The organism is Streptomyces sp. NBC_00045 (assembly GCF_045041095.1).
Lineage (GTDB): Bacteria > Actinomycetota > Actinomycetes > Streptomycetales > Streptomycetaceae > Streptomyces.
Genome location: NZ_CP108271.1, coordinates 2890536 through 2913088, shown reverse-complemented (window position 1 = coordinate 2913088; position 22553 = coordinate 2890536). Strand labels below are relative to the sequence as shown.

Below are 22553 nucleotides of genomic sequence, written 5' to 3'. Positions count from 1 at the left end.
GCAGCCCTGGCACTCGGGAGCCACCTGGGTCGGGCCGCGCACTGACCTGAAGACTTCCGCCAGGCCGTACGGACAAGACGTACGGAACCGGCGGCCATGGACTACAGCTCCCGTGTGGCGAACGCGCCCCGGAGGCCGGGTCCGCGCTGATCGCGCGGGGCCGTGCCGGACCGGAAGTCAGCCGCGGCGCCCGGGAGCGTGACGGGAGAACCGCCCGCATGCTCAACAACGAAACCAACAACACCACCGGTGGCGCCGACAGCGGCAGCCCGAGCGACAACCTGCCTCCGCGCAGGCGTCGCCGCGCCGCGTCCCGGCCCGCCGGCCCGCCCGGCGCGACCGCTGCCGCCGAGGTGACCGAGGCCGCTCCGGCCGCCCCTGCCGAGGAGGCCGCTCCGGCCGCCGCCCCGGCCCGTACCCGCCGCCGTGCCACCCGCGCGGTGACCACTGCCGAGGCCCCCGCTGCCGAGGCTGCTGCTCCGGCTGCTCCGGCTGCTCCTGTTGTCGAGGAGGAGGCGGCTGCTCCGGCGCCGCGTGCCCGTCGTCGTGCGACCCGCGCCGTGGCTGCTCCGGAGGCTCCGGCCACCGCCGAGGTCGTGGTCGAGGCTGCTGCTCCGGCCGCTCCGGTCGTCGAGGAGGCCGCTGCTCCGGCGCCGCGTGCCCGTCGCCGTGCCACCCGCGCGGTGACCACTGCCGAGGCCCCCGCTGCCGAGGCCGTGGTCGAGGCTGCTGCTCCGGCTGCTCCTGTCGTGGAGGAGGAGGCGGCTGCTCCGGCGCCGCGTGCCCGTCGTCGTGCGACCCGCGCCGTGGCTGCTCCGGAGGCTCCGGCCACCGCCGAGGTCGTGGTCGAGGCTGCTGCTCCGGCCGCTCCGGCTGCTCCTGTCGTCGAAGAGGCCGCTGCCCCGGCGCCGCGTGCCCGTCGCCGTGCGACCCGCGCCGTGACCGCTGCCGAGGCCCCCGCTGCCGAGGTCGTCGCGGAGGAGGCCGCCGCCCCGAAGGCCACCGTCACCGTCGCCGACGCCGTGGACTCCCCGAAGCGCGGCGGCCGCCGCCGCGCCACCCGCGCCGCCGCCCCCGCAGCCCAGGCCGCCGCCCCGGCGCAGCCCGTGGCCGAGGAGCCCGCCGCCCCGGCTCCGTCCAGGGCCGCCCGTCGCGCCACGCGCCCCGCCGTCGCCGTGTTCCAGGCCCCGGTCTTCACCGAGCCGATGTTCCAGACCCCGGAGACCGCCGCCATGGCCGCCGCGGCCGCCGCCGCAGCCGTCGAGGCGGAAGAGGCCGAGGAGGAGGACGAGACCGAGGCCGAGGTCGAGGCCGTCCAGGCCCCCGCCGCGCAGCCGGCCGGCCGTCGCCGCCGCCGCGGCCGCGGCGGCGTCGAGGCCGCTCCGGTCGCCGAGTCCGCGCCGGTCTCCCTGGCCGACGTCGAGCAGATGGAGGGCGAGGCCGAGGCCGAGGCCGCCGAGCTCGACGAAGAGTCCGCCGAGTTCGAAGAGGGCGACGAGACGGGCGAGCGCCCGTCCCGCCGGCGCCGTCGCGGTGGCCGTCGCCGTCGCCGCGGCGAGGCCGCAGACCTGGACGAGTCCGCCGAGGACGAGGACGAGGCCGAGTCGGAGGCCGCCGAGCAGGAGGCCGCCGAGCTCGACGAGGAAGAGGACGAGGCCGAGGAGGCCGGCGCCCTGGGCTCCAGCTCCAGCCGTCGTCGCCGTCGCCGTCGTCGCCGCAGCGGTGAGCCCGCCGACACCTCTGCCGAGGCCGCGGGCGAGGAGGACGGCGTACGCACCGTCGTCAAGGTCCGCGAGCCGCGCCCGGCGCGCGAGAAGGCCGAGCCGTCCGACGAGGTGCAGTCCATCAAGGGCTCGACCCGTCTGGAGGCGAAGAAGCAGCGCCGCCGCGAGGGCCGCGAGCAGGGCCGCCGTCGCGTCCCGATCATCACCGAGGCCGAGTTCCTGGCCCGCCGCGAGGCCGTCGAGCGCGTGATGGTCGTCCGCCAGGCCGGCGAGCGCACCCAGATCGGCGTCCTTGAGGACAACGTGCTCGTCGAGCACTACGTCAACAAGGAAGAGGCCACCTCGTACGTCGGCAACGTCTACCTGGGCAAGGTCCAGAACGTGCTGCCGTCCATGGAGGCCGCCTTCATCGACATCGGCAAGGGCCGCAACGCCGTCCTGTACGCCGGTGAGGTCAACTTCGAGGCGCTCGGCATGGCCAACGGGCCGCGCCGCATCGAGTCCGCCCTCAAGTCCGGCCAGTCGGTCCTGGTGCAGGTCACCAAGGACCCGATCGGCCACAAGGGCGCCCGCCTGACCAGCCAGGTCTCGCTGCCCGGCCGCTACCTGGTCTACGTGCCCGAGGGCTCGATGACCGGTATCAGCCGCAAGCTGCCCGACACCGAGCGCGCCCGCCTGAAGACCATCCTCAAGAAGATCGTCCCCGAGGACGCGGGCGTCATCGTGCGCACCGCCGCCGAGGGTGCGAGCGAGGACGAGCTGCGCCGCGACGTCGAGCGTCTGCAGGCCCAGTGGGAGGACATCCAGAAGAAGTCGAAGCAGATCTCGACCTCTTCGCCGAGCCTGCTGTACGGCGAGCCGGACATGACCGTCCGCGTCGTGCGCGACATCTTCAACGAGGACTTCTCGAAGGTCATCGTCAGCGGTGACACCGCCTGGGAGACCATCCACGGCTACGTCTCGCACGTGGCCCCGGACCTGGCCGACCGGCTGTCGCGCTGGACCTCCGAGGTCGACGTCTTCGCGACGTACCGGATCGACGAGCAGCTCGCCAAGGCGCTCGACCGCAAGGTGTGGCTGCCCTCGGGCGGTTCCCTCGTGATCGACAAGACCGAGGCGATGATCGTCATCGACGTCAACACCGGCAAGTTCACCGGTCAGGGCGGCAACCTCGAAGAGACCGTCACCAGGAACAACCTGGAGGCGGCCGAGGAGATCGTGCGCCAGCTGCGGCTGCGCGACCTCGGCGGCATCGTCGTCATCGACTTCATCGACATGGTCCTGGAGTCGAACCGCGACCTGGTCCTGCGGCGCATGCTGGAGTGCCTGGGCCGCGACCGTACGAAGCACCAGGTCGCCGAGGTGACCTCGCTGGGCCTGGTCCAGATGACCCGCAAGCGGGTGGGCCAGGGCCTGCTGGAGTCCTTCTCCGAGACCTGCGTCCACTGCAACGGGCGCGGTGTGATCGTGCACATGGAGACCCCGACCGCGGTCGGCGGCGGTGGCAACGGCAAGCGCGCCAAGCGTCGCGGTGGCCGCGGCCACGAGCACGACCACGAGATCGAGGGCGTCGAGACCGTGGAGGTCGAGGCCCTAGAAGCCGAGACCGAGGCCGAGGTGGCCGCCGAGCTCGCCGCGCCGGTGGCGCTGCCCGAGCCGGCGTTCGCCGCGGACGAGGAGCTCTACGGCAGCCCGGCGGAGGCGGAGGCCGCGGCCGGTCTGAGCGGCCGCCGCAACCGCCGCCGTGCCACCCGCAAGGCGACCGCCCCGGCGGGTGCCCCGCGCGGCGCCGCAGCCCAGGCGGCTCCGGCCGCCGAGGCCGAGCCGGCCGCGCCGGTCGTCGAGGCCGAGCCGGTGACCGAGCCGGCCGAAACGGTGCTGGAGCCGGCCCCCGAGGTCGTCGCCGAGGCCGTGGAGACCGCCGAGGCCGTCGAGAGCGTCGAGGCGGCCCCCAAGGGTCGTACCCGTCGCCGCGCCACCCGCAAGGCGACGGCCCCGGCCCCGGTCGCCGGGACCGCCCCGCAGGCGGAGGCGCAGCCGGTCGTGGAGGCCGCCCCGGAGCCCGTCGCCCCGGCGGAGCCCGAGCCCGTCGCCCCGGCTGCCGAGGAGGCCCCCGAGGCCCCCGTGGCGGAGGCCGCACCGGCCCGTCCGCGTCGGCGTGCCACCCGTAAGGCAACCGCACCCGCGGGTTCCCCGGCAGGCGCGGCGGAGGCGGCCGTGCTGGTCGTCGAGGCCCCCGCCGCCGAGCCCGAGGCCGCCCCGGCTCCGGTCGAGGCTGCCGAGGCCGAGGAGGCCGACGCCCCGGCCGAGAAGCCGGTCAAGAAGGCGGTCCGCAAGACGGCCGCCAAGAAGGCCCCGGCGAAGAAGGCCACCGTCGCGAAGAAGGCGACGGCCGCCAAGAAGACCGTCGCGAAGAAGGCGACGGCCAAGAAGACCGTGGCGAAGCGGGCGACGAAGAAGACCGCGGCGGCCGAGCAGCAGTCGCAGCCGTCCGTCTCGGCTCCGACCGAAGCCTGATCCGCCCACCCGGCCGTGGACCCGCCGAGAGGCGGGGTCCACGGCCGCACGGGGCCCGGTTTGACCCTCCGGAACCGGCCCCGTAACCTAGACCGTCGGCATGTCCTAGATGGTTACGTCTAGTGCGCGTCGCGCTCCTGAGCACCTTCCTCCGGCCGGGCACCGCCCGCGGGAGAGGCCGCTCGTCCAATCCGGATCTGTGCGGTCCCCGTCTTGAAGAGGGGCCTGCCTGAGCGGCTGGCTTCAGGAGCATCCGTCCCGAGTGAGAGAGAGATCCGCGTGTACGCCATCGTGCGCAGCGGTGGTCGCCAGCACAAGGTTGCTGTTGGTGACATCGTTGAGGTTGACAAGATTTCCACTGCCAAGGTTGGCGACACGGTCGAGCTCTCGACCCTGCTCGTTGTCGACGGCGACGCCGTGACCAGCGACCCGTGGGTGCTGGCCGGGATCAAGGTCCAGGCCGAGATCGTGGACCACCACAAGGGCGCCAAGATCGACATCCTGCGCTACAAGAACAAGACCGGCTACCGCCGTCGCCAGGGTCACCGCCAGCAGTACACGGCGATCAAGGTCACCGGTATCCCCGCGGCTGCGAAGTAAGAGGGACTGAGACATGGCACACAAGAAGGGCGCATCTTCCACCCGGAACGGGCGCGACTCCAATGCTCAGCGGCTCGGCGTGAAGCGCTTCGGCGGTCAGGTCGTTTCCGCTGGTGAGATCCTCGTCCGCCAGCGCGGCACGCACTTCCACCCGGGCGCGGGCGTCGGCCGTGGCGGCGACGACACGCTGTTCGCGCTGCAGGCGGGTGCCGTGCAGTTCGGCACGCACCGTGGCCGCAAGGTCGTCAACATCGTTCCGGCCGCCTGATCCAGCTCCTGCTGATCAGCGGTACGTAACTTCCCGAGGGCGGATCTCAGCTCTTCCCGGCGCAAGCCGGGAAGAGAGGTCCGCCCTCGGCGCGTTGGTACAGAGACACGTTTAATGGGCAGCAAGGCCTGCCTGGGACATTCCCGTATGTATCTGGAGGAACAACCATGACCACCTTCGTGGACCGCGTCGAGCTGCATGTCGCCGCGGGTAACGGGGGCCACGGCTGCGCCTCCGTTCACCGGGAGAAGTTCAAGCCGCTCGGCGGCCCCGACGGCGGCAACGGCGGCCGAGGCGGCGACGTGATCCTGGTGGTGGAGCAGGCGATCACCACCCTGCTGGACTACCACCACAGCCCCCACCGCAAGGCCACCAACGGCAAGCCCGGCGAGGGCGGCAACCGCTCCGGCAAGGACGGTCAGGACCTGGTCCTGCCCGTGCCGGACGGCACCGTCGTCCTCGACAAGGAGGGCAACGTCCTCGCCGACCTCGTCGGCCAGGGCACCACGTACGTGGCCGCCGACGGCGGTCGCGGCGGTCTCGGCAACGCCGCGCTGTCCTCCGCCCGCCGCAAGGCCCCCGGCTTCGCGCTGCTCGGCGTCCCCGGTACCACGGGCGACATCGTCCTGGAGCTCAAGACCGTGGCCGACGTGGCCCTGGTCGGCTTCCCGAGCGCCGGCAAGTCCTCGCTGATCTCGGTGCTCTCCGCTGCCAAGCCGAAGATCGCGGACTACCCCTTCACCACCCTCGTCCCGAACCTGGGCGTCGTCACGGCCGGCTCTACCGTCTACACGATCGCCGACGTCCCCGGCCTGATCCCGGGCGCCAGCCAGGGCAAGGGCCTCGGCCTGGAGTTCCTGCGCCACGTCGAGCGCTGCTCGGTCCTCGTGCACGTCCTGGACACCGCCACCCTGGAGTCCGACCGCGACCCGGTGGCCGACCTCGACGTGATCGAGGAAGAACTCAAGATCTACGGCGGCGGCCTGGAGAAGCGTCCGCGCCTCGTCGTCCTCAACAAGGTCGACATCCCGGACGGCCAGGAGCTCGCCGACATGGTCCGCCCGGACCTGGAGGCCCGCGGCTACAAGGTCTTCGAGGTCTCCGCGGTCGCCCGGACGGGCCTCAAGGAGCTCTCGTACTTCCTCGCCGAGGTCGTCGCCAAGGCGCGCGCCCGCAAGCCGAAGGAGGAGGCGACCCGTATCGTCATCCGCCCGAAGGCCGTGGACGACGCCGGCTTCACCGTCACGTACGACGAGGTCGAGGACGTCTACACGGTGCGCGGCGAGAAGCCGGAGCGCTGGGTCCGCCAGACCGACTTCAACAACGACGAGGCCGTGGGCTACCTGGCCGACCGCCTCAACCGCCTCGGTGTCGAGGACGCGCTGAAGAAGGCCGGCGCCCGCGCCGGCGACGGCGTCGCCATCGGCTCCGACGAGAACGCGGTCGTCTTTGACTGGGAGCCGACCATGATGGCCGGCGCTGAGATGCTGGGCCGCCGCGGTGAGGACCACCGCCTGGAGGCTCCGCGTCCGGCCACCACCCGCCGCAAGGAGAAGGAAGCCAAGCGCGGGGACTCGGCGCAGCAGGAGTACGACGAGTTCCGGCCGTTCTGATCTGCTGTTTCGCCGTTCGGCGGGCCCGGACGGCGGGCTTGAAGTGATGTTTACGCGGGTCGCCTAGGATCCCAGGGGTGAGCAGCACCAACACTCCCAGCGTTTCCGTCGTGGTGATCGCGTACAACGACGCCGTGCTCGTGGGCGAGGCCGTTTCGTCGGCCCTCGCCCAGGGCCCGGTCGTCGCCGAGGTGATCGCCGTGAACGACGCCTCGTCCGACGGCACCGCGCGGGTGTTGGACGAGCTGGCCGCCGTCCATCCCCGCCTCAAGGTCGTGCACCGCACGCAGAACAGCGGCGGATGCGGTACGCCGCGCAACGACGGGATCGCAGCTGCGACCTCGCCGTACGTGCTCTTCCTCGACAGTGACGACGTCCTGCCCCCGGGGGCGGCCGACGCCCTCGTGCGCGCCGCCGAGGAGCACCGCGCGCCGGTGACCGTCGGCGCGTGCGTACGGCGTGAACTGCCCCAGTACCACGACGTGCCCTGGATGCCCGGTCTCTACACCGCGGGCGACGTGATCGAGCGGCCCGCCGACCGGCCCGAGCTGGTCCGCGACACCCTCTGCGTCAACAAGCTCTACGAGCGGGCGTTCCTGGACGAGCACGCCATCCGCTTTCCCGACGGACGGTTCGTCTACGAGGACTTCGTCTTCACCGCGCGCGTGCTGGCCGCAGCGCCCCGCATCGCCGTCATCGGCGACCTCGTCTACGTCTGGCACGTGCGCCGCAGTGCCGCCCAGGTGTCCATCTCCCTGGACCGCAAGGACGTGGGCAACTGGCGCTCCCGGATCGAGGCCCACCGCTCGGCCCGCCGGATCATCACCGGGTCCTCCCCGGAGCTGGGCCTCGCCTGCCAGGTGAAGTTCCTGGAGTACGACCTGCGCATGTACCTGCGCGAGCTCGGCAAGGACCCCGAGTACCAGGCCGCCTGGTGGACGCTGACCCGCGATTACGTTGCCGGGTTCGACGAGGCCGCGGTCGAGGCCGCCGGGGCGCACGCCCGCTGGATCGTCCGGCTGCTGCGGGCCGCCCCGGCCCCGCCCGCCGACGTGGAGCGGCTCACCCGCTTCGCCGCCGAGCCGCCGCGGCTGTTGCCCCCGTACGCGACCGGCCCCGACGGGCTGCCCGTGTGGAGCGAGGGGCTCCCGGTGGTCCTGGACGGGCTGGACGGGCTGCCGGTGGCCGAACTGCCCGTCAGCATCGACGCCGAACCCCTCGGCGCCGGCCGGCTCCGGATCCGGGTGCGCGACCTGTACGGGCGTCTCGCCGAGGCCGGACCGCGCACCGCCCGACTGAGCTTCGTGCCGCGCTCGGGCGGCGAGCCGGTCCTGGACAGGCCGGTGGAGCTGCGCGTCGCCGCCGACGGTGACGGCTGGACCGCCGAGCTGCCGTTCCGGCTCACCGGCGTGGCTGCCGCCGGGCGCCGCCGGGGCCGCCGCGGCATGCAGTCCTGGGGGGTCCAGGTGGGCGTGGACTTCGCCGACGGGAGCTCCCTGCTCACCTCTCCGCGCCCCCTCGACGACCTCCTGCGCCGCCGGGCGCTGCCGAGCAGCAGGTACGGTGTTCTGCTGGCGCAGCCGTTCCGCACGGGCGGGGGATCACTGGCCCTGAGGCTCGCGCCGGGTGCCGCGGGCGCCCTGAGCCTCGTACGCAACCGTCTCCACCGGGCCCGGGCAGGCCGCGGATCGGAGTGAGACAGCCGGCGACCCTCAAGGTCGCCTGAGATTTCGGACAGGCCCCCGGACTCGGTCCGGGGTCCCCAGGGAGGTACGCATGACTTTTCTGATCACTGGTGGCGCCGGCTACATCGGCTCCCACGTCGTCCGCGCGATGGTCGCCGCAGGTGAGGAGGTCGTCGTCTACGACGACCTCTCCACGGGCAACCAGGACCGCGTCCCGGAGGGCGTCCCGCTGGTGATCGGCTCGGTCCTGGACCGGCTGAACCTGGACGAGACCATCCTCCGGTACAAGATCACCGGCGTGGTGCACCTGGCCGGCAAGAAGCAGGTCGGCGAGTCCGTCGAGAAGCCGCTGTACTACTACCACGAGAACGTTGAGGGCCTGCAGGTCCTGCTGGGGGCGGTGGCCGCCGCCGGCGTCCGCAACTTCCTCTTCTCCTCCTCCGCCTCCGTGTACGGCATGCCCGACGTGGAACTGGTCACCGAGGAGACCCCGTGCGCGCCGCTGAGCCCGTACGGCGAGACCAAGCTGGCCGGCGAGTGGCTGGTGCGCGCCGCCGGCAAGGCGCACGGCATCTCCACCGCCTGCCTGCGCTACTTCAACGTGGCGGGCGCGGCCGCCCCCGAGCTCGCGGACACCGGGGTCTTCAACCTGGTCCCGATGGTCTTCGAGCGCTTCGACAAGGGCGAGGGCGCCCGCATCTTCGGCGACGACTACCCGACCCCGGACGGCACCTGCATCCGCGACTACATCCACGTCGAGGACCTCGCCGAGGCCCACGTGGTGGCGGCCCGCAAGCTCGTCGAGTGGGGAGCGACCGGGGAGTACAAGGACCTCACCGTCAACATCGGCCGCGGCGAGGGCGTCTCCGTACGGGAGATGGCGCAGCTGCTGAACGAGGGCACCGGGCACGCGCACGAGCCCGTCGTCGTCCCGCGGCGGCCCGGCGACCCGGCGAAGGTCGTGGCCTCGGCCGACAAGATCGCGGCGGAGCTGGGCTGGAAGGCCAAGCACGACGTCCGCGAGATGATCACCTCGGCCTGGGCGGGCTGGGAGGCCAACCGCAAGGGCGAGCTGCCCCACGTCGCGCGCTGAGCGCGTACACCGCACACACGCAGCCGCCCGCCCCGGACACGTTCCGGGGCGGGCGGCTGCGTACGCGGGGGAGGGCTCAGCGCCCCGGGGCTCAGCGCTCCAAGAACGTGAACAGCTCTTCCCAGCGGTCGGTGATCTCGGCGCTGGAGTAGCGCTGCACGTTGCGGAAGGCGTTGTCGCCGAGCCGGTCGCGCAGTTCGCGGTCCGCCATCAACACGCGCAGGTGCCCGGCCAGCTCCATCGTGTTGCCCAGCCGGGCCAGCAGCCCGTCCTCGCCGTGCTCGACGATCTCCCGTACGCCCGGCGCGCAGTCGAACGCGGCCACCGGCACGCCCGCGGCCATCGCCTCCAACAAGGTGATCGGGAAGCCCTCGGCCCGCGAGGCCTGCGCGAAGACCGAGGCCCCGCGCAGCGCGCCCAGCACGTCGTCCGTGCTGCCCATCCACTGCACCGAGTCGGTCAGCCCGAGGGTGGCGGCGTGCGCCCGCAGCGCAGGCTCCTCCACACCCGCCCCGTAGATCCGCAGGACCCAGTCGGGATGGTGCGGGGCGGCGTCGGCCCACGCGTCGAGCAGCAGGTCCATGCCCTTCTCGAACGCGAGGCGGCCGACGCTGGCGACGACCTTCTCCGAACGGGGGGCGGGAGAGTCCGGCATGAACGGCAGCGGGTTCGGCATGCTGCCGACGTTCTCCATGCCGGCCCGGATCCACAGGTCCGCGTCCTCGGGGGTCAGCACCAGCAGCCGGTCGACCTCCGGGTAGTACCGGCGGACCCGGTTGCCGCGGGTGGACTTCTGGCTGGCTTCGAACGACTCGTGGCTCATGCCGATGACGCTGAGCCCCTTGGTGTCGGCGAGCGCCACCCACTCCATCGCCCAGACCTGCGTGACGATCACGACGGCCCCGGGGCGGGCCGCGCGGAACAGCTCGTTCAGCTGCTCCGCCTTCGCCCGCATCTTCGCCCGCCGGGCCGCCTGGCGGCGCCGCTCGGGTGCGTTGAGGCGACCCTTGATCCCGCGCAGGCGGCGGGCCTTCGGCGGGTGCGCCTCGTACAGGGTGGTCATCGCGTACGGCAGGTCCTGCGGCAGCTTCTGCCGGATCTCCTCGGCGACCGGGGCGATTCCCACGATGTGCACCCGGTGCCCGCGGTCGGTGAACAGCCGGGCCATCTGGTGCGACCAGGTCGTCACGCCGCCGAGCTCGTCCACGCTGTTGGAGACGATGAAGACGTCACGGCCGCCGGGCCGGTCGGTGTCCGCTGCGGAATCGGCGGTCTGCTGGCTCACTTGCCGCTCCTGGTGAAGAACTTCTCGACGATCTGGCGGGCCGCGTCCCCGCGGTCGTACTCGCCGAACTCGGTGAGGAAACGCTGCCGGGCCTCGGCGTACTTGGCGTCCGCCTCGTCGAAGGCGGCGAGGGCCTGGAGGAGTTCGTCGGCCGTGGCCACCACCGGACCGGGCGCCTTCTCCTTCAGGTCGAAGTACGTGCCGCGGATGTCGGTCGCGTACTTCTCGTAGTCGTACGCGAAGAACAGCATCGGCCGGTCCATGACCGCGTAGTCGAACATCACGGACGAGTAGTCGGTGATCAGCCCGTCGGCGAGCGCCAGCAGCGGGGTGATGTCGTGGTGCCGGGACACGTCGACGACCCGGCCCGCGACCGACGGCGGCAGCGAGACGCTGTTGAGGTAGTGGGTGCGCACCAGCAGGGTGAACCGGTCACCGAGCCGCTCGGCGAACTCCTCGACGTCGAAGGGGAACTCGAAGCCCTCCACCGCGCCGTCCGCGGTCGCCCGGAAGGTCGGCGCGTACAGCAGCACCTTCTTCTCCGGGTCGAGACCCAGCTCGGCGGCGAGCGACCCGCGCACCCGCTCCCCGCTCTGCGCCTCGGCACGCTGCGCCTCGACCAGGGCGTCGTTGCGCGGGTAGCCGGTGCGCAGCAGCACCTCGTCGCGCAGCCTGAAGCCCTTGGCGAGGGTGCGGGCGTCGTGCTCGGAGCGGATCAGGAAGTGGTCGAAGCGGTTCACGGCCGCCTGGAACTTGTCCTGGCCGGCCTTGCCCTGCGCCTTGGTGCGGGGCTCGTGGAAGCCCATGCGCTTGAGCGCGGAGCCGTGCCAGGTCTGGATGTACGTGGTTCCCTCGCGCTTGGTCAGGGCCAGGGGGAAGCCCTGGTTGTCGACCCAGAACTCGGCCTGCGCCAGCGCGCGCAGGTACGGCCAGCTCCAGCGGCGCACGAGGGTGGCGTCCTTGGGGAAGCCGGTGGGCTTGCCGCCCGCGTACGACCAGATCGCCTCGAACGGGACGCCCTGGCGGACCATCTCCTCGTAGATCGCCTTCGGGCTGTCGCTGTACTGCTTGCCCATGTGGCTCTCGAAGACGACCGTGCCCTTCTTGACCGGCAGCTTCGAGAAGATCTCGTGGTAGACCTTCACCTTCTGCTCGCCCGAGCCGAGGTTGCGGCGGGCCCGCAGCGCCTTGCGCAGGCCCCGCTTGACGACGCCGGCGGCCCTGCCGTGCATCGCGCTGCTGATCAGGGTCTGCGTGCGGACGGCTGCGGCGCCCTCGGCGGTCAGGACGTAGGAGAGGTTGCCCTTCTTGGTGACCTCCGGCTCGAAGCGGTCGGAGACCAGCCTGGTCAGCCGCGGACGCACGCGCAGGCGGGCCGCCGACTCCATGTCGACCCCGCCGACGGAGACGCGGGTGGTGAGGCGGTCGCCGCCGGCCTTCAGTTTCAGTCGGACGTCCCAGACGGCGTCGATGATGCCGAGGGGGCGCACGGTGCTGCCGATGTCGGCCGTGCCGGTCCACTCGATCGTGTCACCGGCGTGGCGCACGCTTGCCACCGGGAAGCTGAAAGACCTCACGCCGATCTGCCGGCGGGCCCGGAACTCCAGCGTGGCCTCCAGTTCCGCTTCCGGGCTGATCCGGCCCAGCGGGTTCACCACGGTGCCCGAGAGCGTGACGGTACCGCGCCCGTCGTCCTCGTACGAGGTCAGGCGGTTGCCCAGTGCGAGGGAGCCGAGCGGGGCGGTGTGGAAGCCCTGATCGGTGACGTCCAGTATCCGACGGGCCTCCGCGTCGTCCGGGTCGTCGATGTGCGCGGCGCACCAGTAGACGCGCCCGTCGCGCTCGGCGAGCGGCGAGGACAGGCGGCCCTTGTTGGTCATGGCGTCGGCGGCCGGGAGCAGGTTGTCCCAGTCTTCCTTGCCCAGCAGGTAGGCGCAGATCGCCTGGAGGAACGTGACGTTCTCGTACGCGGCCGGGTCGATGCCGGCCAGGTAGCCGTTGGCGAGGCGGGCGAACTCCTGGCGGTACGCGTCGCCCAGCAGGGGCAGGTCGCGCAGGTGCAGCACCAGGTCGTGCTTGAGGAACTTGGCGTCCTTCGCGGACTTGATCGCCGTGTGGCCCTTGGCGGCCAGCAGCTCGTCGACGCGGCGGTGGATCTCCATCCGGTGGACGAAGTTCGCGATCTCGTGGCGCCGGTTGCTGATCGACTTCGACGCGGCCTTCTCGACCACGTTCCAGTAGTAGACGTGGTTCGGGATCAGCGTGATGCGGCGGGCGGCGACGTAGGCCTGCGCGGAGAAGAGCAGGTCCTCGTAGTGGATGCCGACCGGGAACTCCAGGCCCTGCTCCAGCAGGAACGCGCGCCGGTAGCACTTGTTCGTGGAGAGGGTGTCGTAGACCAGCAGGTCCGGGTCCTCGGTGATCGACTCCAGCGTGCGGGTGCGCGAGTAGATCCAGGGGTACCACTCGGTGGTCTTGCCCCACCGGTTGTCGAGGTGCACGCGGACGCACATGCCGGAGACCAGGTCGGAACCGGTCCGCTCGGCGGCGGCCAGCATGTTCCGGCAGGCGTTTCGTTCCAGCACGTCGTCGCTGTCCAGGAACATGACGTACGTGCCGGTGGCCTGCTGGATGCCGTGGTTGCGCGGCGCGCCGCAGCCGCCGCTGTTCTCGGGCAGCCGGAAGGCGCGCACCCTGTCCGGGTGTGCGGCTTCTAGCTCCTGCGCGACCGCATATGACCGGTCCTTGCTGCAGTCGTCGACGATCACGACTTCGACCCCGTGCAGGGTTTGGTCCAAAACCGACTGGACGGCTGTCGGCAGACGCTCTGCGTCGTTGTAGACGATGACGACCACGGAGACGTCAGGCACGTGCACCTCGATCCCTTCGTTCCATTCCGCTTAACCCGTCAAAGCTACCGTGTGCCGCGCTCGGATCCGGCAGGCCGACCCTCGGCGTGCATACTTCTAAGGAAGAGGTGTGTGGCGGGTCCGGTCGCCGACAATCACCCGTTCGGACCCAGCAGGAAGTGTTCATGACGAAGCTGTCCGTAGTAGTCCCTTGCTACAACGAAGAAGCCGTGATCGACAGCTTCGACGTGGAGATCCGCAGGGTCCTGGACTCCCTGCCCGTCGAGTACGAGGTCTGCTACGTCGACGACGGCAGCCGTGACGGAACACTCACCAAACTCCGCAAGATCGCCTCCGAACACGGGGACCACACCCGGTACGTCTCCTTCAGCCGCAACTTCGGCAAGGAGGCCGGCATGCTCGCCGGCCTGCGCGAGGCCACCGGAGACGCCGTCGTGATCATGGACGCCGACCTCCAGCACCCGCCGGAGCTCATCGCCACCATGCTCGACTACTACCGGCAGGGCCACGACCAGATCATCGCCCGCCGCACCCGCGAGGGCGACAAGAAGGTCCGCTCCGCCCTCAGCCGCCTCTACTACCGCGGCGTCAACCGCTGGGTCGACGTGGAGCTCACCGACGGCGTCGGCGACTTCCGGATGCTGTCCCGGCCGGCCGTCGACGCGCTGCTCTCGCTGCCGGAGTACAACCGCTTCTCCAAGGGCCTCTTCTCCTGGATCGGCTTCGACACCGTCCACTTCGACTACCGCAATGCCCAGCGCGAGGCCGGCGAGACGAAGTGGAAGTTCGGCGCCCTGCTGAACTACGCCATGGACGGGCTGATCTCCTTCAACAACCGGCCGCTGCGGATCGGCATCTGGGCCGGCGTGTCGCTGGTGGGGCTGGCCGCCCTGTACGCGCTGTGGATCGTCATCATGGCCATGACCCACGGCGTCACCGCTCCCGGCTACGTGACCCTCGTCGCGATCATCGTCGGCATCGGCGGCGTTCAGATGGTCATGCTGGGTCTGATCGGCGAGTACATCGGACGCATCTACTACGAGACCAAGCGCCGCCCGCACTTCCTCGTGAAGGAGGCGCACGGCGCAGACCCCCAGGCCCGTCCCGACGCCGCCGGGGTCCGCACCGCGGAGCGCGAGCGCGGCGGCCTGTCCGACTCGCGCCTGACGGTCGCCGCCGAGCGCGAGGTGCGCTGAACCATGGGCAGCCAGCTCGGCCAGATCCTCCGCTTCGGCCTCGTCGGAGCCGTGAACACCGGCACCTTCTTCGGCATCTACCTGCTGCTGCACCCGTGGATGCCGTACTTCCTCGCCTACACCCTCGCCTTCCTGCTCGCGATGGTCGGCTCGTTCTTCATGAACACCTACTTCACCTACCGGACCAAGCCCACCTGGAAGAAGTTCCTCCTCTTCCCGCTGACGAACGTCACGAACTACGTGATCCAGTCCGCAGGGCTCTACGCCCTGGTGACCTGGGCCGGGCTCGACACCCGGATCGCCCCGCTCGTCGCCGCCGTCGTGGCGATCCCGTTCACCTTCCTGCTGTCCCGCAAGATCCTCGTCCCGGGTGCCGCCGCGCAGGCCGAGGAACCGCAGCCGGCCCGCAGCGGGTCCGCCGGCTGAGCCCGCCGGTCGCGTCCACCGTCTGAAACCCCTGCGCGGGCGCCGCACACCACCCCGTAGATTGAGGTGGCAGACGTACCGGCAAGGGGCAAGGGGACAGACGTGTCAGCGGCTAGGCAAGGTGTCGTGGACGCCCGCAGGATCGTGGTCAAGGTCGGATCCTCCTCCCTGACCACGGCGGCTGGCGGACTCGACGCGGACCGGGTGGACGCCCTGGTCGACGTACTGGCCAAGGCCCGCAGCGGCGGCGAGAAGGAGATCGTCCTCGTCTCCAGCGGAGCCATCGCCGCGGGCCTGTCCCCGCTCGGCCTGCGCCGGCGCCCCACTGACCTGGCCCGCCAGCAGGCGGCCGCCAGCGTCGGCCAGGGGCTGCTGGTCGCCCGGTACACCGCCTCCTTCGCCCGGTACGGCGTACGCGTCGGCCAGGTGCTGCTGACCAGCGACGACACCAGCCGCCGGGCCCACTACCGCAACGCCTACCGGACGCTGGACCAGCTGCTGGCCATGGGCGCCCTGCCGGTGGTCAACGAGAACGACACCGTCGCCACGGACGAGATCCGCTTCGGTGACAACGACCGGCTCGCGGCCCTCGTCGCCCACCTGGTCCGAGCCGACCTCCTCGTCCTGCTGTCCGACGTGGACGGCCTCTACGACGGCGACCCCTCACTGCCCGGCACCACCCGCATCGACGAGGTGCGCGGACCCGAGGACATCGCGCACGTCTCCATCGGAAGCGCCGGCAAGGCGGGCGTCGGCACCGGCGGCATGGTCACCAAGGTCGAAGCCGCCCGGATCGCGGCGGCCGCCGGCATCCCGGTCGTCCTCACCTCGGCCAGCCAGGCGGCCGACGCCCTGGCCGGACGGGCGACCGGCACGCACTTCCACGCCACCGGCCGGCGCTCGGCCGACCGGCTGCTCTGGCTCCAGCACGCCTCGACCCCGCAGGGGCACCTGGTCCTGGACGAGGGCGCCGTACGCGCCGTGACCGAACGCGGCAGTTCCCTGCTGCCCGCCGGGATCGCCGCCGTCGAAGGCGAATTCGTCGCCGGCGACCCGGTGGAACTGCGCGGGCCCGACGGCCGCGCCGTCGCCCGCGGGCTGGTCAACTTCGACGCCAAGGAACTCCCGCAGCTCCTCGGCCGCTCCACACGGGAGCTGGCCAAGGAACTCGGACCGGAGTACGAGCGCGAGGTCGTACACCGCGACGATCTGGTCCTGCTGGAGGGCTGAGGTTCGGTAAAACCGCCGCGCGGCGGGCCGGGGACTGGTCAACTGTGAAGGGCGGACAGGCATGGCGCAGACAGGAGGCGGCTGGTGAGACGAGCGCTGACCAGCATCAGCGGCGGCGGGGACGAGCAGGAAGAAACTTCCCGCCTCTGGCACGTCACCCTGAGCGTCTCGGGCAAGCCGGCGCCGCTGTCCGAGGTCAGGCGCGGGCTGGAACAGCTGGCCCATGACCACCCCTTCCTGCTGACCAGTAGGTACGCCGACGACCACGCGGAGATCCGGTACTGGGAGGAGGCCCGCGACCTCCACGACGCCGCGGCCGTCGCCCTCCGGCTGTGGGGCGAACACCGCTCCTCGGCCCAGCTCCCGCCGTGGGAGATCGTCGGCCTGGAGGTCATCGACCGAGCCACCTACCACCTGCGCGTGGCAGAGGGCTACGGCCCCCCGCCGGCCCACCCCGTGGGCGTGCATCCTTACTGAACGCGCGCCCCGCACCGCTCCGCGCGCTTCGGGCCGCTGCGCCGGGCTGACCTGCCCGCGCAGCCGGATCCAGCCCCGCCGGCGTTCGAGGCGCGGGGGTCCGGGGGCGGAGCCCCGGGGACGGGTCCGGGCGGAGCCCGGGGAACGGGCGAAGGGCGGGTAGGGGACCAAGCCCCGCAGGACCCCCATCGGGACCCGCCCACCGCCCGGTGCCCGCCGGCGGCGAGACGCACCACCGAGGCCGGAGGCCGGTCGCGGCGGCGCCGGACCCCGTCCGGGGCGGGCGTCTCGCGGGATGGAACCCCGTCGGCCCGGGCGGGGCCGGGGACTACCCTGGGCGGCATGACCTCGCTCGACGCCACCGTCTCGCCCGTGATCGCCACCGCGCAAGCGGCCCGCACCGCCGCCGCGGCCATCGCCCCGCTCCCGCGGTCCGCCAAGGACACCGCGCTCCTGGCCATCGCGGACGCCCTGGAGGCCCGTACCGCCGAGATCGTCGCCGCCAACGCCGTCGACACCGACAAGGCCCGCGCCGCCGGCACCAGCGAGACCGTCATCGACCGCCTCACCCTCACCCCGGAACGCGTTGCGGCCATCGCCTCCGACGTGCGCGACGTCGCCGCGCTCCCCGACCCCGTCGGCGAGGTCGTACGCGGCTCGACGCTCCCCAACGGGATCGACCTCCGCCAGATCCGCGTCCCGCTCGGCGTCGTCGGCATCATCTACGAGGCCCGGCCCAACGTCACCGTCGACGCCGCCGCCCTCTGCCTCAAGTCCGGCAACGCGGTCCTCCTGCGCGGCAGCTCCTCCGCCTACGCCTCCAACACCGCCCTCGTCACGATCCTCCGCGACGCCGTCGAGAGTGCGGGGCTGCCCGCCGACGCGATCCAGCTCGTCCCGGGCGAGTCCCGCGACTCCGTCCGCGAGCTGATGCGCGCCCGCGGCCTCGTCGACGTCCTCATCCCCCGCGGCGGCGCCTCCCTCATCAAGACCGTCGTCGAGGAGTCCATCGTCCCGGTCATCGAGACCGGTACCGGCAACTGCCACGTCTACGTGGACGCCCAGGCCGACCTCGACATGGCCGTGGACATCCTCGTCAACTCCAAGGCCCAGCGCCCCTCCGTCTGCAACTCCGCGGAGACCCTCCTCGTCCACCGCGACATCGCCGACGCCTTCCTGCCGCGCGCCCTCGACGCCCTCGCCGACGCCGGCGTCACCGTCCACGGCGACGACCGGGTCCTCGCTGCCGCCAAGGACTCCAAGGCCACCGCGCTGCCCGCCACAGACGAGGACTGGGCCGCCGAGTACCTCTCCTACGACATCGCCGCCGGTGTCGTGGACTCCCTCGACGACGCGGTCGCCCACATCCGCCGCTGGACCTCCGGCCACACCGAGGCGATCGTGACCACCTCGCAGGCCGCTGCGCGCCGCTTCACCCAGCTGGTCGACTCCACCACCGTCGCCGTAAATGCGTCCACCCGGTTCACGGACGGTGGCCAGTTCGGCTTCGGCGCCGAGATCGGCATCTCCACCCAGAAGCTGCACGCCCGCGGCCCGATGGGCCTGCCGGAGCTCACCTCCACCAAGTACATCGTCACCGGCGACGGACACGTTCGGTAGTCGGACAGTAAACACCGGGTGGCCGGATTTCGGCTGACACCCTGCCCAAAGCAGCCCCCCAGGTCTAGGCTGTTGCTGTGCCGGACGACGTGGGGGGCAAGTTCCCGGACGACGGGGAGCCCGACAGCGACGACCGCGGAGGCGCGGATCATGACTTCGCCTCCGTGGTGTTCGACGAGGACTTCGTCCGGAACGCCGAAATTCATGAACCGAGTGCCGCGGAGCGCCAGCGGGCCGCCGATCGGGCACGCGCCGAGGCGGAAGCCGCCCGCGCCGTCGCCGGAGGCTGGACGTCCGACGACGACCACGACGGCTACGGCTACGGCCGCCCCGACGGTTACGGCATCGACGAACCCGGATGGGAACACGGCCCCGCCGGCTACCCGGAAGGCCCGTACGGGGCCTACGGCGGCGCCCTGAGGCCCTACCGGGGCCGCTCGCGCTGGCTGCGCCCGGTCGCCTGGGTGCTCGCCTTCGTCATGGGCCTCGGCATGGTCGCCCTCGCCTTCAGCGCCGTTTACCGCAGCGCGTCGAGCGACGCCGACCACACTCCCGCGCCCGCCAGCACGCCGCTCACGGAAGTCACCGGCGCCGGAGCGTTTATGTACCCCGTCGGCCGCCAACCCTGAAGGTAACGACCCCGCTCGCGTTCACCGGAGCCGGGGGCTTCTCTGAAGCGGGGACAGCGGGGAGAAGCGATGGCCGTGCCAGGAGATCCACCCGACGGCACCCCCGAGGGCATCGGCGGGGGCGACGAGGAATTCCGGTCGGACGAGTACCGGTCGGACGAGTACCGGTCGGTGGTGTTCGACGAGGACTTCGTCCGGGCCGCCCGGCTCCAGGAGTTCTCCGCACAGGAGCGGATGGGCGAACACGCCCGTGCCGTGCGCAGCCGGTCCATCTGGTCCGGCGGTGGCTCCGCCAAGCCCCGGACCAGCACCCCCGGCCGCGGCGCCCGCCAGGGCATGCTGCTCGTGCTGCTCATCGCGGTGGCCTTCGCCGCGGCCGTCTACATGGGCCTGAGCAACCCGACGGTCCCGCCGTACACCGGCCGCACCGAACCGCTGACCAGCACCGTCGTACCCCTGGCCCCCAGCACCGCCGTGCCCGGCGGGCGGCCCGTCGACCTCTTCGCAAAGAGCCCGGCGGCCGACTACCGCGTCGGAGCGGCCGGGATCACCCTGCCCGCCGCGCGCCGCACCCACCACTTCACCGAAGGGCAGGTCGTCACCGCACTGTCCATCGCCAAGGACTACCTGGTGCAGTCCTCGCTGGACCCCGACGTGCTGGCCGGCGCCGCCACCCGGCCCGTGCGGGTCCTGCTCGACCCCGACCAGCTGGCCCAGTTCGACCTCAGCATGACCTCGCCCTCCGGCGACGGGCGGCACGCGGCCACCGGCTGGCTGGTCCGCTTCGACCCGGGCACCGCGGCCGTGGCCGACACCCGGGTCCGGGTCAACGGAACCCTCGTCTTCGAGGAGGTCTCCGCGGACGTCCTCGAAGTGAGCACCGATCACACCTTCGTGTACGCCGTGCGCCCCGCCACCGGATCCCCGGCCGCGGCGGACGGCGCCTCGCTCTTCACCGTCCGGCGCGAGCTGCGACTGCGCTTCGACCAGGAAGACCTCACGACCCGGCGGGCGGAGCTGGTCTCCGCCTACGTGATGGCCGGCCCGCAGGACTGCTCCACCGAGCCCGCCGAAGGCTTCCGCCCGGTCCTGGCCGGAGCCGGGCCGACCACCGTGGGCCCGGCCGCGAGCGACCCGTACGCCAGCGGCACCCCGCGGCGCACCGCCGGGCTGTGCGGCGTACTGGCCCCGCCCACGCCCGCCGGGGCCGCCCCCGTCAGCCCTGCTCCGTAGCTCCGTCACCCTTGTTCCCGGCGCCCGGGCCCGTACCCGCGCCGCCGGCCGTGCCCGTGAACTTGTCGCGCAGCTTGCCGCCGACATCGGCCGCGCCGCCCGCGATGTCGCCGACCAGCTTGAACAGCGGGTCCTTGCTGCTGCGCACGGCGTCCGCGTAGTGCGCGGCCGACTCGCGGAAGGAGTCCGTCACCGAGGTGTCCTTGTCCTCGTCCCGCCGCGGGTAGTGGCCGTCCATGATCCGCTGGTAGTCCCGGTTCTGGGACCACTTCTTCAGCTCGGCCGCCCGCACGGTGGCGAAGGGATGCGTCCGCGGCAGCATGTTGAGGATCTTCAGCACGGAATCGCGCAGGTCGCCGCTGGACTCGTACTCCTCCGCCTGGGCCAGGAAGGCGTCCACGTTCATCTCGTGGAGGTGGTTGCCGCCCGCCAGCTTCATCAGGCCCCGCATCGAGGCCTGCAGGTCCTGCCCGACCAGCAGTCCGGCCCGGTCCGCCGACAGCTCCGACTTGCGGAACCACTCCCGGAGCGCGGTCACGATCGCCGTGATCGCCACATTGCCCAGCGGGATCCACGCGACCTTCAGCGCCAGCCCCGTCAGGAACAGCAAGATCGTGCGGTACACCGCGTGCCCCGACAGCGCATGGCCCACCTCGTGGCCCACGACCGCCCGCATCTCCTCCTCGTCGAGGAGTTCCACCAGGCCCGTCGTCACCACGATGATCGGCTCGTCCAGCCCGATGCACATGGCGTTCGGCTTCGGGTCCTGCTGCACGTACATCTGCGGAACCTGCTCCAGGTCCAGGATGTAACAGGCGTCGCGCAGCATCTCGTGCAGGTGCGGGAACTGGGTCTCGCCCACCCGGACGGAGTCCGACAGGAAGAGCAGGCGCAGACTCCGCTCCGGAAGAAGGCCGCTCAGGGCCTTGAACACGGTGTCGAAACCGCTCAGCTTGCGCAGCGCGACCAGCGCCGAGCGGTCCGCCGGGTGCTCGTACGCGCGCGAAGAAATACCGGGGAACCTCCTGCGGTCCCGCGCCGGCACCTTCTCGAATCCGGTCTCCGTCATAACGCCCTCCCCCTTGGTCGGCCTGAGTGCTGCTGCGTCTATCCTCTCCAACGCCTGAGTCGGCGTGAGCGTGCCCCAGGCCCCCGCATACGATGTGAGCGAAGTCTCCGCCCGCTCCCCGACTCGATAGGTATCTGCCTGATGAGCCTCTCCTCCACCGCCCACAACCTGGTCGTTCTCGCGTCGGAGGGCGCCGAGCAGCACGGCGGCAACCACGACAGCCTGAACCCGTACCTGACCGGTGGCGGCGCGCTGTGCATCCTGCTGCTGATGCTCTGGGTGACCACCCGCCTGAACCGCGACCGCTGAACCGCGCTCGCGCACGTGCTCGAAGTGCGGGTCCGCACCGCTCCGCCGGGCCAGTAGGCTCTGCGCTCATGGGAGAGCAGGAGATGCCTACCGGCCCGGTCAAGCGCCGGCTCGGCGTGATGGGCGGGACATTCGACCCGATCCACCACGGACACCTGGTGGCCGCCAGCGAAGTGGCCGCCCTGTTCCACCTCGACGAGGTGGTGTTCGTACCGACCGGCCAGCCGTGGCAGAAGTCGCAGCGCGCCGTGTCCCCCGCCGAGGACCGCTACCTGATGACGGTCATCGCGACGGCCTCGAACCCCCAGTTCTCGGTGAGCCGCATCGACATCGACCGCGGCGGCCCGACGTACACGATCGACACCCTGCGTGATCTGAGCGCGCTCAACGAAGACGCCGACCTGTTCTTCATCACCGGCGCCGACGCCCTCGCCCAGATCCTGACCTGGCGCAACGCCGCCGAGCTCTTCTCGCTCGCCCATTTCATCGGAGTGACCCGGCCGGGCCACGTGCTCACCGACGACGGGCTCCCCGAGGACGGCGTCTCCCTGGTGCAGGTGCCCGCGCTGGCGATTTCGTCCACGGACTGCCGCACCCGGGTCGCCCAGGGCGATCCTGTCTGGTATTTGGTGCCCGACGGTGTGGTGCGCTACATCGACAAGCGTGAGCTGTACCGGGGAGCCTGAGCTTCCGGAGAGAGGGGCCCCGC

Annotated in this window: 18 protein-coding genes; 15 read left to right on the top strand and 3 right to left on the bottom strand. The window is 71.7% G+C overall.

The annotated features are described in order from the left end of the window. Positions 1-218 precede the first annotated feature (218 nt). The 6 genes from OHA65_RS13685 (at position 219) to galE (ending at position 9500) form a co-directional block, all read left to right on the top strand. Positions 219-4241, top strand: coding sequence for an Rne/Rng family ribonuclease (locus tag OHA65_RS13685; RefSeq protein ID WP_329313516.1), 4023 nt, complete (start codon positions 219-221; stop codon positions 4239-4241). Positions 4242-4520: 279 nt separating this feature from the next. Next, on the top strand, positions 4521-4841 hold the full coding sequence (gene rplU, locus OHA65_RS13680) for a 50S ribosomal protein L21 (RefSeq protein WP_008738952.1): 321 nt from the start codon (positions 4521-4523) through the stop codon (positions 4839-4841). Between the two features lie 13 nt (positions 4842-4854). After that, positions 4855-5109, top strand: a complete 255-nt coding sequence (gene rpmA / locus OHA65_RS13675) for a 50S ribosomal protein L27 (RefSeq protein ID WP_008738950.1) — start codon at positions 4855-4857, stop codon at positions 5107-5109. Between the two features lie 167 nt (positions 5110-5276). Continuing rightward, positions 5277-6722: a GTPase ObgE gene (gene obgE / locus OHA65_RS13670; protein ID WP_327283402.1), complete on the top strand. Its 1446-nt coding sequence runs from the start codon at positions 5277-5279 to the stop codon at positions 6720-6722. A 77-nt stretch (positions 6723-6799) separates the two neighbouring features. Continuing rightward, entirely contained in the window at positions 6800-8419 is a 1620-nt protein-coding gene (locus OHA65_RS13665) for a glycosyltransferase family 2 protein (protein WP_327283401.1), read from the top strand. A 79-nt stretch (positions 8420-8498) separates the two neighbouring features. Continuing rightward, positions 8499-9500, top strand: a complete 1002-nt coding sequence (gene galE, locus OHA65_RS13660; protein ID WP_327283400.1) for a UDP-glucose 4-epimerase GalE — start codon at positions 8499-8501, stop codon at positions 9498-9500. 91 nt (positions 9501-9591) lie between these two features. Here the strand turns inward: galE and OHA65_RS13655 are convergent, their stop codons facing one another. Together OHA65_RS13655 and OHA65_RS13650 are read right to left on the bottom strand one after the other, a co-directional pair. Next, positions 9592-10785: a glycosyltransferase gene (locus tag OHA65_RS13655; protein ID WP_327283399.1), complete on the bottom strand. Its 1194-nt coding sequence runs from the start codon at positions 10783-10785 to the stop codon at positions 9592-9594. Next, complete coding sequence (locus OHA65_RS13650) at positions 10782-13661, bottom strand: bifunctional glycosyltransferase family 2 protein/CDP-glycerol:glycerophosphate glycerophosphotransferase (protein ID WP_327283398.1); 2880 nt, start codon at positions 13659-13661, stop codon at positions 10782-10784. The genes OHA65_RS13655 and OHA65_RS13650 overlap by 4 nt, the downstream gene beginning before the upstream one ends. Positions 13662-13819: 158 nt before the next feature. Here OHA65_RS13650 and OHA65_RS13645 point away from each other — a divergent pair, with 158 nt between their 5' ends. From OHA65_RS13645 to OHA65_RS13615, 7 genes are all read left to right on the top strand, one after another. Next, positions 13820-14851: a glycosyltransferase family 2 protein gene (locus OHA65_RS13645; RefSeq protein WP_327283397.1), complete on the top strand. Its 1032-nt coding sequence runs from the start codon at positions 13820-13822 to the stop codon at positions 14849-14851. A 3-nt stretch (positions 14852-14854) separates the two neighbouring features. Next, complete coding sequence (locus OHA65_RS13640) at positions 14855-15277, top strand: GtrA family protein (RefSeq protein WP_327283396.1); 423 nt, start codon at positions 14855-14857, stop codon at positions 15275-15277. A gap of 102 nt (positions 15278-15379) precedes the next feature. Continuing rightward, positions 15380-16507 (top strand): glutamate 5-kinase, encoded by a 1128-nt coding sequence (gene proB, locus OHA65_RS13635; RefSeq protein WP_327283395.1) that lies wholly within the window; start codon positions 15380-15382, stop codon positions 16505-16507. Between the two features lie 84 nt (positions 16508-16591). Continuing rightward, positions 16592-16984, top strand: a complete 393-nt coding sequence (locus OHA65_RS13630; RefSeq protein ID WP_371643496.1) for a hypothetical protein — start codon at positions 16592-16594, stop codon at positions 16982-16984. Positions 16985-17326: 342 nt separating this feature from the next. Further along, positions 17327-18604 carry a glutamate-5-semialdehyde dehydrogenase gene (locus OHA65_RS13625; protein ID WP_327283394.1) on the top strand — a complete coding sequence of 426 codons (1278 nt, stop codon included), beginning with the start codon at positions 17327-17329 and terminating at the stop codon, positions 18602-18604. Positions 18605-18681: 77 nt separating this feature from the next. Continuing rightward, positions 18682-19233, top strand: coding sequence for a hypothetical protein (locus tag OHA65_RS13620; RefSeq protein ID WP_327283393.1), 552 nt, complete (start codon positions 18682-18684; stop codon positions 19231-19233). 69 nt (positions 19234-19302) lie between these two features. Beyond that, positions 19303-20466, top strand: coding sequence for a hypothetical protein (locus tag OHA65_RS13615; protein WP_328762740.1), 1164 nt, complete (start codon positions 19303-19305; stop codon positions 20464-20466). Here OHA65_RS13615 and OHA65_RS13610 read toward each other — a convergent pair. Next, the gene (locus tag OHA65_RS13610) at positions 20450-21535 is read right to left on the bottom strand and encodes a M48 family metallopeptidase (RefSeq protein ID WP_405756038.1); all 1086 of its coding nucleotides are present in this window, start codon (positions 21533-21535) and stop codon (positions 20450-20452) included. The genes OHA65_RS13615 and OHA65_RS13610 overlap by 17 nt on opposite strands. A 141-nt stretch (positions 21536-21676) precedes the next feature. Here OHA65_RS13610 and OHA65_RS13605 point away from each other — a divergent pair, with 141 nt between their 5' ends. Together OHA65_RS13605 and nadD are read left to right on the top strand one after the other, a co-directional pair. After that, positions 21677-21844: a hypothetical protein gene (locus OHA65_RS13605; protein ID WP_327283390.1), complete on the top strand. Its 168-nt coding sequence runs from the start codon at positions 21677-21679 to the stop codon at positions 21842-21844. Positions 21845-21912: 68 nt separating this feature from the next. Beyond that, entirely contained in the window at positions 21913-22530 is a 618-nt protein-coding gene (gene nadD, locus OHA65_RS13600) for a nicotinate-nucleotide adenylyltransferase (RefSeq protein WP_327283389.1), read from the top strand. Positions 22531-22553 lie beyond the last annotated feature (23 nt).